The sequence below is a fragment of the Streptomyces sp. NPDC005492 genome, assembly GCF_040605995.1.
In the GTDB taxonomy this organism is placed as follows: Bacteria; Actinomycetota; Actinomycetes; order Streptomycetales; family Streptomycetaceae; genus Streptomyces.
This window is the reverse complement of sequence record NZ_JBEXDX010000031.1, coordinates 55533-67984: the sequence shown is the minus strand read 5'-3', so window position 1 is coordinate 67984 and position 12452 is coordinate 55533. Positions and strand designations below refer to the sequence as shown.

The 12452-nt window shown below is 71.2% G+C and carries 10 protein-coding genes and 2 pseudogenes; 7 read left to right on the top strand and 5 right to left on the bottom strand.

The features are described 5' to 3' along the window. Window positions 1-14: 14 nt before the first annotated feature. Window positions 15-965, bottom strand: a complete 951-nt coding sequence (locus ABZT04_RS32160) for an endonuclease/exonuclease/phosphatase family protein (protein ID WP_356060484.1) — start codon at window positions 963-965, stop codon at window positions 15-17. Between the two features lie 127 nt (window positions 966-1092). On the opposite strand from ABZT04_RS32160, the gene ABZT04_RS32155 reads away from it, so the two are divergent. The 4 genes from ABZT04_RS32155 (at window position 1093) to ABZT04_RS32140 (ending at window position 4746) form a co-directional block, all read left to right on the top strand. After that, window positions 1093-2445 (top strand): amidohydrolase, encoded by a 1353-nt coding sequence (locus ABZT04_RS32155; protein WP_356060483.1) that lies wholly within the window; start codon window positions 1093-1095, stop codon window positions 2443-2445. A 22-nt stretch (window positions 2446-2467) separates the two neighbouring features. After that, window positions 2468-3652, top strand: coding sequence for a cytochrome P450 (locus tag ABZT04_RS32150; RefSeq protein ID WP_356060482.1), 1185 nt, complete (start codon window positions 2468-2470; stop codon window positions 3650-3652). Between the two features lie 78 nt (window positions 3653-3730). Further along, window positions 3731-4420, top strand: a complete 690-nt coding sequence (locus ABZT04_RS32145; RefSeq protein ID WP_355913119.1) for a DUF899 domain-containing protein — start codon at window positions 3731-3733, stop codon at window positions 4418-4420. 143 nt (window positions 4421-4563) lie between these two features. Next, a complete protein-coding gene (locus ABZT04_RS32140) occupies window positions 4564-4746 on the top strand; it encodes a hypothetical protein (protein ID WP_355913116.1) in 183 nt (60 codons plus the stop codon). A 10-nt stretch (window positions 4747-4756) separates the two neighbouring features. Here ABZT04_RS32140 and ABZT04_RS32135 read toward each other — a convergent pair whose 3' ends face one another. The 3 genes and pseudogenes from ABZT04_RS32135 to ABZT04_RS32125 all read right to left on the bottom strand — a co-directional run. Next, a complete protein-coding gene (locus ABZT04_RS32135; protein ID WP_356060481.1) occupies window positions 4757-6619 on the bottom strand; it encodes an ABC transporter ATP-binding protein in 1863 nt (620 codons plus the stop codon). A 494-nt stretch (window positions 6620-7113) separates the two neighbouring features. After that, window positions 7114-7557 carry a hypothetical protein gene (locus ABZT04_RS32130; protein ID WP_356060480.1) on the bottom strand — a complete coding sequence of 148 codons (444 nt, stop codon included), beginning with the start codon at window positions 7555-7557 and terminating at the stop codon, window positions 7114-7116. A gap of 362 nt (window positions 7558-7919) precedes the next feature. Beyond that, a pseudogene (locus ABZT04_RS32125) lies at window positions 7920-8528 on the bottom strand (ATP-binding protein); the annotation flags it as partial. A gap of 315 nt (window positions 8529-8843) precedes the next feature. On the opposite strand from ABZT04_RS32125, the gene ABZT04_RS32120 reads away from it, so the two are divergent. Continuing rightward, window positions 8844-9704, top strand: coding sequence for a helix-turn-helix transcriptional regulator (locus tag ABZT04_RS32120; RefSeq protein ID WP_356060479.1), 861 nt, complete (start codon window positions 8844-8846; stop codon window positions 9702-9704). Next, a complete protein-coding gene (locus ABZT04_RS32115) occupies window positions 9705-9959 on the top strand; it encodes a DUF397 domain-containing protein (protein WP_019060458.1) in 255 nt (84 codons plus the stop codon). Window positions 9960-10194: 235 nt separating this feature from the next. Here the strand turns inward: ABZT04_RS32115 and ABZT04_RS32110 are convergent. Continuing rightward, window positions 10195-11702 (bottom strand): annotated as a pseudogene (locus ABZT04_RS32110) (PLP-dependent aminotransferase family protein). A gap of 46 nt (window positions 11703-11748) precedes the next feature. Here ABZT04_RS32110 and ABZT04_RS32105 point away from each other — a divergent pair. Beyond that, a complete protein-coding gene (locus tag ABZT04_RS32105) occupies window positions 11749-12231 on the top strand; it encodes a carboxymuconolactone decarboxylase family protein (protein ID WP_356060478.1) in 483 nt (160 codons plus the stop codon). The last annotated feature ends 221 nt before the right edge of the window (window positions 12232-12452 follow it).

The following is a 12452-nucleotide window of genomic DNA, read 5'->3' as shown; positions in this document are numbered from 1 at the left end:
CGGTACGTCTGCGGCTACTCCACCCGCACCCACACCGGTGCGTGGTCCGACCCCGGTGCCTCGCGGCGCTCCGCCGGATCCGGGCCCACCGAGGGCAGTTGGGGCGCTTGCTCGCCCGGTAGGCCCGTGCCCGCCGCTGTCACGCGTCGGATCAGGTGGTGGCTGGCCAGGATGTGGTCGATCAGTTCGCGGCGGCCGGAGTTGATACGGGAGTAGCGCTGGTCGGCGGGGATGAGGGGGGCCACGTCCCAGAGGCGGGTCGCGTCGCCCTGGTCGGGGTGGTCGTAGCCGGGGGTGCCGATCTCCGAGCCGGGTGGGCCGAGCAGGATCTGGGTGGTCGCGGCCTGGACCTCGTCGTTCAGGTCGCCGAGCACCGCCACGTCCCGGGTGCGGCCGTCGCCGGCCAGCAGGTCGTCGGCCAGGGACCGTAGTGTCGCCGCCTCGGCGGCCCGGCGGTAGAGGGCGTAGGCGCCGTAGCGGGCCCGTTCGCCTTCGTCGTGGGGGAAGAAACGGTTGCCCGGGTAGGTCAGCAGCTTCGACTTCAGATGGGCGACCGCGACCGTCAGCGGCCCGGTCTCCGTCGCGACCTCCACCGCCAGGAAGCCCCGGCCCGCCGTCGGCTCCTCGGTGCCCGCGTCGTCGGACTGCACCGGGCGCAGATGGGCGGGGAAGGCGTTCGTGTCGGCGACGATCCGTGGCGGTGTGCGGCTGAGGAAGCCGACGCGGATGCCCCGGACGTCAGGATGCGTGGACAGGGCGATGTGCCAGTCGCCGCCCAGCAGCCCGGTGAGATCGTCGAGCGCCGCCGGGTCCCCGACCTCCTGGACGCCCAGCAGCACCGGGTCCAGTTCCGTGATCACGGCGGCGAGGGAGGCGAGCTTCGTGTCGTAGGAGGCCTTGTCCGGGGGGCCGGACGGGCCGCCGGGGCGGTAGAGGTTTTCGAGGTTCCAGGTGCCCAGGAGCATGCGGGGCTCCTTCCAGAAGCCGTGGTGATGAGGCAAGCGTGCTGGTCCGGGGCGGATCGCGACAGCGCAACGCCGGGATGCGCGGTTCGGCTCACCCGGGACGAGGACGACGTCGTACGTTGGGAGAGTGAGCGACTCTCCCGCCGATCTGGTGATCACCGGCTGCGCCGTCCTCGTCCACGACGACCAGGAACGCATCGGCTTCGAACAGGACGCCGCGATCGTCGTACGGGACGGGCTCGTCGAGTCGGTGACAGGCGCGGCGGACGTGGTCGGTCTCGCCGCCGTCGAACATGTCGACGCGCGCGGGCAGGTCGCCCTGCCGGGGCTGATCAACTGCCACACCCACGCGCCGATGGTCGCGCTGCGCGGGCTCGCCGAGGATCTGCCCACGGAGGAGTGGTTCAACGAGGTCGTCTGGCCCGTCGAGTCCAACCTCACCGAAAAAGACGTCGAGTTGGGGGCACGGCTCGCCTGCGCCGAGATGATCCGCGCCGGGGTCACCTGCTTCGCCGACCACTACTTCTCGATGGACACGGTCGCCGCCGTGGTCGCCGAATGCGGCCTGCGCGCGCATCTCGGCGAGGCCTATTTCTCCTCCCAGGGTCCTCAAGGGCGGGAGAGATCAGTGGAGTTCGCGCTACGGCACCGGGGCGCCGCCGAGGGCCGCATCACCACCGCCCTCGCCCCGCACGCCCCCTACACCGTGACCGACGCCGACCTCGCCGCCACCGCCGAACTCGCCGTGGAACACGGCCTTCCCGTCCACCTCCACGCCGCCGAGAACCGCGACCAGACCGACGCCAGCCTCTCCCGCCACGGCGTCACACCCATCGAAGTCCTCGACCGCGCGGGCCTGTTGGCCACCGACCTGCTCATCGCCCACGGCACCGGCATCATCGACCGCGACCTGCCCGTCCTGGAGCGCGCGAGCGGTCGTATCGCGGTCGCCACCGCGCCCCGCGGCTACCTCAAGTTCGGCTGGCCCGACACCACTCCGATCCGCGCCCTGCGCGCGATCGGCATCCCGGTCGGACTCGCCACGGACGGTGCCGCCTCCAACAACTCCCTCGATGTGTGGGAGTCGATGGCGCTCACCGCCCTGATCCAGAAGTCGACCGAGGGTGATCCGCGGTGGCTGACCTCCCGTCAGGCGCTGCATCACGCCACCGTGCAGAGTGCCCGGGCGGTCGGACTGGGTGGTTCGATCGGGTGCATCGCGCCGGGCCGCCGGGCCGACCTGATCCTCGTCGACCTCACCGGTCCGCACACCCGGCCCGTCCACGACCTCGCCGCCACCCTCGTGCACAGCGCCCGCTCCGCCGACGTCCGCACCACCATCGTCGACGGCCGCGTCCTGATGCGCGACCGCGAGCTCCTCACCCTCGATGTGCCCGCCGTCGTACGGGAGTTGGAGGACCGACTGCCCGCACTCGTCGTCCGGAGCCACGGTCGGCGGATCCAGGAATACGACACCTGAGCCGCGCCTCTACGCTGTCTCCATGGATCTCGCGGACGGCCTTCTCGACCACCCGTACGACGTGTACCGGCGCCTGCGCGACAGCGCTCCCGTGCACCGCATCGCCGGCCCCGACGGCACCCCCGCCTGGCTCGTCACCCGGTACGACGACGTCCGGGCGGCACTGGCCGACCCACGGCTCTCGCTGGACAAGAGGCATGCCACGGCCGGGACTTACAAGGGTTTCGCGCTGCCGCCCGCGCTCGACGCCAACCTCCTCAACATGGACCCGCCCGACCACACCCGCATCCGCCGCCTGGTCGGCCGCGCCTTCACCCCGCGCCGGACCGAGCAGCTCCGTACGCCCATTCGCCGCACCGCCGACCAACTCCTCGACACGCTGGGCGAGATGGGCGACACCGATCTGATCGCCTCCTATGCCGCGCCCCTCCCCATCACTGTCATCTGCGATCTGCTCGGCGTGCCCGACCGGCACCGTCGGGACTTCCGGGTGTGGACCGACACCCTCGTCGCGCCCGCACCCGGGACGCCGCCCGAGGCGGGCAAGCACGCAGTCGTCGCGATGCTCGGCTTCTTCACCCAACTCCTCGCGGACAAGCGCGAAGAGCCCGCCGACGACCTGCTCTCCGACCTGATCGCCGTACGCGACGAGGGCGACCGGCTCAGCGAGGACGAGCTGATGTCGCTGGCCTTCCTCATCCTCTTCGCCGGGTACGAGAACACCGTCCAGCTCATCGGCAACGCCGTGCTCGCCCTGCTCCAACACCCGGAGCAGTTGGCCGCGTTGCGCAAGGACCCGAGCCAACTCCCGGCCGCCGTCGAGGAGTTCCTGCGTTACGAAGGCCCCGCGCTGCTGGCCATCCGGCGCTTCCCCGTCGAGGACGTCACCATCGGCGGGGTCACCGTCCCGGCCGGCGAGACGGTCTGGGTGTCCGCGTCCGCCGCGAACCGCGACCCGGACCGCTTCCCCGACCCCGACCGGCTCGACCTCGCCCGTGACACCACCGGGCATCTCGCCCTGGGCCACGGCATCCACTACTGCCTGGGCGCGCCGCTGGCCCGCGCCGAGACCGAGATCGCGCTGGCCGCGCTGCTGGAGCGGTTCCCGAAGCTGGAGTTGGGGGAGGGCGAGGTGCGGTGGCGGCCGTCGCTGCGCGCACGTGGGCTGCTCGCGCTCCCGGTGACGTACGCGAAGAAGTCCGTCTGAAGTTTTTCTCGGGGCGGCGATGAGTTCCGCTCCCCGCTCCGGTCAACCCCTCAACGGACCGTTGTCACAGGAGGGCCCATGTCGCTTCCGGAGATCGTCTCGCGCGAGCAGTGGCGCGCGGCGCGCAAGGAACTGCTGGTCAAGGAGAAGGCGGCCACGCACGCGCGGGACGCGCTCAATGCCGAGCGGCGCGGCCTGCCCATGGTGGAGATCGACAAGGAATACCTCTTCGAGGGCGGCGACGGGAAGGCCACCCTGCTCGACCTCTTCGAGGGACGCGGCCAACTCGTCGTATACCACTTCATGTTCGCGCCCGAGTGGGACGCGGGCTGCCGTAGCTGCTCGGCGTTCCTCGACCAGATCGGCCATCTCGCCCATCTGAAGGCGCGCGGCACGACGTTCGCCGCAGTGTCGAGGGCGCCGTACACGAAAATCCTGCCGTTCAAGGCGCGGATGGGCTGGACGCTGCCCTGGTACTCGTCCTTCGGCCAGGACTTCAACTGGGACTTCGACGTGACGCTCGTCGGGGACGGAGAACCCGTCGAGCGGCCCGGTGTGAGCTGCTTCCTGCGGGACCGCGACCGGGTCTTCCACACCTACTCGACCTATGAGCGCGGGCTCGACGGGCTCGGCTCGACCACCACCTTCCTGGACCTGACCGCGCTGGGACGCCAGGAGGAGTGGGAGGAGCCCAAGGGGCGCGCGTCAGCGCTGGGGGCGCCCGCCGGGAGCGCGCGCGTTCTTTATCACGACGAGTACGAGGACTGATACGGAACGTAGACGGCCAGGTGTCGACTATGTCTCAGTACCGTCACTTCGCGAGCCGTTCACCGTACTGTCGTCGTTTAACTCAACGAGGCTTCATGAACGTCTTGAAGCGCTCCGGGTTCGGCACGACAGGGAGGTACAGGGTGAACGGGCGAAAGGTGCTTGAGCGTTTTCCCGCCGGTGGACCGCGCGGTTCTTGGCCCGCGGAGGAGTTCGCGCAGGCGCGCCGGCTGGAGGGGCTGCCCGCCGAGGTCGTCATGGACATCGCGACCGACACGTTCCTGGTGATCGTGCGCAGCGGCGACGCCGTGGACGCCGCCGCCTGAGCCCTCCCGGTCAACCGGCCTTCGGGGCGGGCACCTTCGCGGTGAACTGGTCCGCCTGGAGCGCGTACAGCTCCGCGTACACACCGCCGCTCGCGAGCAGCTCGTCGGGTGTCCCGGACTCCACGAGCCGCCCCTGGTCGAGGACATGCACCAGATCCGCGTGGCGTACGGACGCCAGCCGGTGGGTGATCAGGACCACCGTCTGGCCGGTGCCGGCCAGCGCCCGGATCTTCTCGAAGACCTCCAGCTCGGCGCGGGCGTCGAGGGCCGCCGTCGGCTCGTCCACGATCAGGATCCGCCCGCGCCGGTAGGCGGCCCGCGCGATCCCGAGCCGCTGCCACTGGCCGCCCGAGAGCTCGTGCCCACCGCTGAAGTTGCGGGCCAGCAGGGTGTCCAGGCCGCGCGGCAGATCCGCGACCACCTCCTCGGCACCGGCCTCGGCGACCGCACCGGCCAGCCGCTCCTCGGTGAGCGGCGCCGCCGAGCGGCCGATGGCCACGTTGACGCGGGCCGTGAACGGCCACCGTTTGAAGTTCTGCGCCACCATCGCGATCCGGTCGGCGAGTTGGTGCCGGTCCGCGCCCGCCGCGTCGACGCCGTCCCACAGGATCCGGCCCCGGTCCGGCCGGTACAGCCCGGCCAGCAGCTTGACCAGAGTCGTCTTGCCGGAGCCGTTCTCGCCGACCAGGGCGATGATCCGGCCGAGCGGGAGGGCGAGGCTGACGTCGTCGAGAGCGGGGTGGGTGGACTCGCCGGGGTAGCTGAAGGTGACGTTCTCGAAGCGGATCTCCCGCGGTTCCGCGGGCAGCGCCGCCCCGCCGACCGGGATCGCCCACTCGGCGGCCTCCTCGTACAGCTTCTGCAGATCGCCCACGAACAGGGCTTCCTGATGAAGCTGGTTGACCGCCAGGACGAGGTTGTCGAGGCTCGCCGAGCCGGTGCGGATCGCGATCACCGCCGTACCCGCCACCGACAGCGCCATCGCACCGGACAGCAGCAGCCCGCCGAGTGTCGCGTACGTCGCCGCCGTGGCGAGGCCCGTCCAGGTCGCCGCGATCAGGCCGGTGCGAGCCGCGAGCCGGGCCAGCCGGGCCTGCTCCGCCTCCGCGCTCTCCGACATCTCGTGGAAGTGGTGCAGCAGGAACGGCCCGACGCCGTGCACACGGATCTCCGGGGCCGCCTCCGGTTCGGTCAGCAGATTGCTGAGGAGATGGCCGGCGCGGGCGTGCTGCACCCAGGTGTGGAACGACTCGTACTGACGGCGTGCGTTCGTGAGCGCGCCCCAAGCGCTCGGCACGGTCATCGTCGCCAGCAGCGGGAGGAGTGCCGGGTGCAGCACGGTCAGCACGCCCGCCGCGGCGATCAGTGAGATCAGCGCGTTCATCACGCGAGTCGCCTGCGAGATCATGCGGCGGGCCGAGGAGGCGCCGTACTGGGCGGTGTCCAGCAGCTTGTGGAACGCGTGGTCCTCGATCGCGGCCAGCTCCACGGCCGCCGCCCGCTCCAGATACAGCTCGGTGGCGACCCGCTCCACCTTCGGCTCCAGACGGCCGGTCGCATACGTCGACGCGGCCCGCAGCAGCGCGCCCACCAGCAGCACGGCGGCCATCGTGACGAGCGCGGGCACGGCACCGCGCAGCCGGTCCGCGATGGCCCCGCCGGTGATCAGCCGCCCCAGCACACTGTTGACCGCGAGCAGACTCACCGCCTGCGTCGCACCCCGGGCCGCCTCGGCCCCCAGCACGATCCGCGCGGCCTGCGGATCCGCCTGCCAGGCCAGCCGGAAACTCGACCCCAGCATCGACGGCAACCGCGTCACCATCGCCCGGAAACTCAGCTCCAGGAACGCCCCGTTGTGCTGATTCCACCCCATGTCATAACGCAGAGCACCCCCAAAGAGCAGCCGCTCCGACGCAGAGGGCTCCGCATCATCCTTACTCTCCACCACCGACCTCCCCCGATCCTGGACGAACGGCCACTATCGCGGGGCGGGGCAGTTCGGGGGAGGGCGCGAGAGGGAGAGGGTGCGGCGCGCGGGCGTACGCCTTGAAGGGGGGGCGGGGGGTGCGCGGAGTGGGCGGGAGGACCTCGCTGGGGTGCTGGAGGGGGAGGGGGCGCGTCGATGGGCTGCGGGTGCCGCAGGGAAAGGGATGCGGCGCTGTATGGCCGTGCGGCTGTGCCGTGTGGGCGAGGTGTTGACGGGTCACGAGTGCTGCCCTGAAAGGAGCGCGGGCTGTATCGCCGTACGGCTTCGGCGCGTGGGCGCAGCCCGCCACCATCGGACCGGCAGACGAAACCCACCCACCGCCGAGAAACACGCGATGCCCCACCAACCCCGCAGACAAAACCCGCCCAACCCGCGGAGCGCTACGCGCTGATGGGCCGCGACCAAGAAGGCGTAGCCCCCGTCACCCGGCACACCGCGAGATACAGAGGAATCGGCGGGGTGTACGGAAGCTTGCCGTCCGGCTTGTGGATGAGGCCGGGCGGACGCGGAGCGTCCGGGACCAGTGCGCCGGTGGTGTAGCGGGCCGGGGCGGGCCAGTCCAGGGCGTAGTCGGAGTCGGACGGGACGATCCACCACCAGTGCGCCTCGTCGGCGTAGACACAGCCGACGCGTGGCAGGCGGGGCAGGACCAGCGGTCCGAAACGGGCGGGTACCGCGACGGCGTCACAGCCGAGCGGAGCGGTCATGCCCTCGGGGACCGGCAGCCGCCGGGGCGTGCCGGGACCGTGCAGCGCGCGGCCCAGACGGACCAGCGTGTCGAGACTGAGTACCTGGCCGGGACCGGACACGCCGCTCAGACCCATTCGACCCCCGACCCGAAGTCCCCGAACCCGACGGGGCGCCCCGTCTCCGCGGAGTCCGGGAGGTCGCCGGCGTCCTGGTGGCCCAGCCCCCTGAAAGGACGTATGTCCTCCTGGCCCAGCCCCCTGAATCGGCCAGCGTCCTCCCGGCCTCGCGTTCCGGAGCCGGCCTTGTTGCCAAGGCCGCCCCAGGTACCGGAGCCGGCCCCGCTGCCGTGACCACCCCCGGTTTCGTGCGCCCGCCCCCCGAAGCCGTCGAGGTCCAGACCTCCGAAGTCGCGGGCACCCCCATGCCCGCCGGAGGCATCCCCATGCCCCCGCCCCGGAAATACGCCCAGATCCTCGAAGGCCCCGAAGTGTGCCGTCGCCTCGTCCTCGTCGCCCGAACCGCCCGACGGCACCGGCTTGGGTCGTGCGCCCCAGCCCAGGTCGTTGCGTGGTGCGGAAACGTCGTGGCCGGGGGCCGGGTGGTGGCCGGTGACCGGGTCCGCCTGCCGCGGCAGGTCGGCCCAGACCAGCAGGCCGGGACCGTGTTCCTGAGCACCCCAGGCGCGGCACAACCCGTCGATGAGAAGCAGTCCCCTCCCGTGCTCCTCATCGGGGCGCTGCGGGGAGGGACGCGGCTCACCGGGAGCACAGCCCTCGTCACGGACGGCTATCCGCACCAGGTCGTCGACGTCGTGCAGCTCGCAGACTATGTGGCTGCTCGCGGTGTGCACGATCGCGTTGGTGACGAGCTCGGAGACGACCAGAACCGCCGTGTCGCAGGTGTCCTCGCACACGGACCAGCCGGACAGCCGGGCCCGCGTCAGGTGTCTCGCCTGGGCGGGGGAACCCGGATGGGCGGCCAGCTCGAACCGGAACCGGCGCTCGGCAGCGGCCCCACCAGGGACGGCTCCCGCAGCGGCACCGAGACCGGGGCGGCCTGCGGCGGCGTCTGTTCCTAAGGGCGCGGACGGAATCACGCTTGCCACTATCGCCCCGCCGTGAACACTTGGCAAGTGTCACTATGAAAAATGCAGAGTGCCGTATGACGCTCTGGACGGTCGTGGCACACTGCTCGCAACAGAAAGTCGCGCGGCGCCAGTTGGGATCTCCGGAGGTCTGTCCCGATCTTCGAATGAGTCTTCGAATGGCGCCGCAGGGCTGTCAGGATTCAGTCGCCGGGCTGCCGGCGCTCCCGGTCCCGGCCGCCACGACGCACGGGCTGCCAGGACTCGTCCGCCGCCGGGACATGTCCGCCGTCAGGACTCATCAGGACTCACAGGAATCATTCGGGGAGGTCGAGCGTGAGCGAGCCGCGGTCCGCACCGACGGTCGGCCAGGTCGTCCTCGGCCGGCGCCTGCTGGACCTGCGGGAACGCGCGGGGCTCAAACGCGAGGAGGCCGCCCGCGTCCTGCGCGTCGCGCCCGCCACGGTCCGCCGCATGGAGATGGCCGAGGTCTCCCTCAAGATCCCGTACCTCCAACTCCTGCTGAAGTCCTACGGCATCTCCGACGAGGAGGCCGAGGCGTTCGTCCGGCTGGCCGAGGAGGCCAACAAGCCCGGCTGGTGGCAGCGCTTCCACGACATCCTGCCCGGTTGGTTCTCGATGCACGTCAGCCTGGAGGGCGCGGCCGCGCTCATCCGGTCGTACGAACCGCACTTCGTGCCCGGCCTGCTGCAGACCGAGGACTACGCGCGCGGTGTGCTGAAGTCGGGCGCCATCGGCCAGACCGACCCCGACGACATCGAGCGCCATGTGGCGCTGCGCATGCAGCGCCAGGACCTGCTCACCCGTCCCGACGCGCCCCGCTTCTGGGTCGTCATGGACGAGACCGCCCTGCGCCGCCCGGTCGGCGGCCCGGAGGTGATGCGTGCCCAGATCGACAAACTGCTCGACGCCACGAAGCTGCCCAACGTGACTTTGCAGGTCGCCCCGTTCTCCTCGGGGCCGCACCCGGGCACGTACGGGCCCTTCGTGCTGTTCCGATTTGCCATGTCAGAACTGCCGGACATGGTCTACAGCGAGTACCTGACCGGCGCCGTCTATCTGGACGCGCGCCAAGAGGTGGCGACCCACCTCGAGGTCATGGACCGCATGGCGGCGCAGGCCGCTACGGCACATCGCACGAAGGAGATCCTCAAGGATCTCCGCAAGGAGCTGTGAATGGATCGCATCAAGCCGCGTATGAGCGTCTACAACGGTATGCCCGCGCGGGACTTGGGAAGCGAAGGCTGGCACAAGCCGTGGAGCGGCGGCAACGGCGGCAACTGCCTGGAGGCGATGAAGCTCGCCGACGGCCGGATCGCCGTCCGTCAGTCCACCGACCCGGACGGGCCGGCCCTGATCTACACCACCGACGAGATGACGGCCTTCATCGAGGGGGCGAAAGCGGGCGAGGCGGATTTCCTGCTCTCCTGACCGAGCCTGTGCTGAATGCTTTTTCCCTCCTCAACCTCCTTATTTTGGTACTCACTTGAACACACATCGCGACACTGCCACCCATGGGATCCTGCGTAGATCAGATCCCGCAGATCCCGTCCGCTGTATGACTTGCACGTGTCAATCGTGGCCGAGGCACAGCGCGTAGGAGATCTGCTCGATCGAGGGCGGTCCGACGGCGAGATTCCGCCGGACCGCCTGCGCCGACGACCGCTCATCCGGCAGCGGGGGCACCCCTCGGCCCGTCGGGCGGGAGCACCTCGCACAGTGCCTCCAGCGCGGCCCCGAACGCGGCCTCCGAAGGCGTCGCGTAGCCCACGACGAGGCCGTCCTCAGTCGCTGTCGCTGTCGCTGTCACTGTCGTGGCCGTTGTGGTCGCGCTCGCCGGTGCCGCCTCCGGGTGCCGGTACGCGGCGAGTCCGTCCAGCGCGACGCCCTGCCAGGCCGCGGCCTTGAGCGCGGAGCGCTCCGTACCGGGCGGCAGCCGCAGCACCGCGTGCAGGCCCGCGGCGACCCCGGTGACCTCGATGTGCGGGGCCCGCGCTGCGAGCGCCGCGACCAGACGGTCACGGCGGCGCCGGTACCGCTGCCGCATCCGCCGCACATGACGGTCGTAGGAACCCGACGAAATGAAGTCGGCGAGGCTCAGTTGGTCGAGGACGCTCACCCAGGCCTCGCGCTCGCCCTTGGCCGCCAGCGCGCCCTCGACGTATCGCTCCGGCAGCACCATCCACCCCAGGCGCAGCGCGGGCGACAGGCTCTTGCTGACCGAGCCGAGGAAGATCACCCGCTCGGGGTCGAGCCCCTGGACGGCGCCGACGGGTTTGCGGTCGTAGCGGAACTCCCCGTCGTAGTCGTCCTCCAGGACCAGCCCGTCACGCGCGCGTGCCCAGTCGATCACGGCGGCCCGGCGCTCGGCGTGCAGCGGGCCGCCGGTCGGGAACTGGTGCGCGGGCGTGAGCAGTACGGCCCGCTCCTTGGCCAACTCCTCGACGCACGCGCCGTGTTCGTCGATCGGCAGCGGTACGGTCCGGACGCCGGCCGTCCGCAGCAACTCCGGTGGAAGCCGAGTCCGTACGCCTCCACGGCCAGCGGCCCGCGCAGCACCCCGGCGCCGCCCTGACCGAACAGCAGCCGCAGCCCGTGCGCGAAGCCGGAGCAGATCACGATCCGGTCGGGTGTGGTCCGTACGCCACGCGCGCGTGCCAGGTACTCGGTGAGCGCCTGCCGCAACTCGATCCGGCCGGCCGGGTCACCGGGCCCGAACACCTCGTCGGGTGCCTGCTGGAGCGCGCGCCGGTAGGACGCGAGCCAGGCCGCGCGCGGAAACGAGGACGCGTCGGGCGTGCCGTGCCGCAGGTCGTGCCGGGGCGCACGCGCGCGTGGAGGTGCCGTAACCGGGCTGTGCCCGGCGTGGCGCGCCGGCTGCGCCCGGAGCGGACGGGCTCGCTCGGCGACCAGGGTGCCCGAGCCCTGGCGCGCGGTCAGCCAGCCCTCCGCGACGAGTTCCGCGTACGCGGCCGCGACCGTGTTGCGGGCGACACCGAGGTCCGCGGCGAGTGAGCGGTACGGCGGCAGCCGGGTGCCCGGGGCGAGCCGCCCGTCGCGCACGGCCGCGCGCAGCGCGTCGCTGAGGACGGCCCGCCGTCCGCCCGATCCGGACAGCTCCAGATACAGATCGGCACCGATCCGCTCCGCCGAATTGACCCATGACCTCGCCACAAGAATGCACCTTACCGTGGGCCTTTCCGGCTCGTAGATTCATCACATGACGACGAACACGACCGACATCACCGGTACGGCGACCCGCATCGACCTCGCGAAATGCGCCCCGAAGGTCTTCCGCGCCCTCATCGGCTTCGACGCCGCCGCCCGTGAGGGCCTCGACCCCTCACTGATCGAGCTGATCCAGATCCGCGCCTCGCACCTCAACCGCTGCGCGTACTGCCTCCACATGCACACCAACGACGCCCGCAAGGCCGGCGAGAGCGAGGACCGGCTGCACATGGTCGCCCTCTGGCGCGAGGCCCGGCACCTCTTCACCGACCGCGAACAGGCCGCACTCGCCCTCACGGAGGCGGTGACCCTCGTGGCCGACGCCGGCGTCCCGGACGACGTCTACGCCCAGGCGGCCACCCAGTTCGACGAACAGGAACTGGCCCACGTCCTCGCCCTGATCCTGACCATCAACACCTGGAACCGGGTCGCCCTGTCGACGGCAAAGCTCGCGGGAACGGACGGCCGCCGTTGAGCCGACGGTGCTGTCACACGGGCGACCTCACACCGCCATCGGCCGGTCGTAGGGCCCGATCGGTGCTGGTAGTTGTGAACTCAGGTCCAGTAGCTGTCGACGGCCGCCGCCCACGGCCCGTCCCTCGGCGTGATCGCCCAGACGGTCAGCGACTGGCCTGGCGCGGTGTCGCCCGCGACGGACACTGCTCGCGGGTTCGTCGTGAGGGCGCGGCGGGGAGT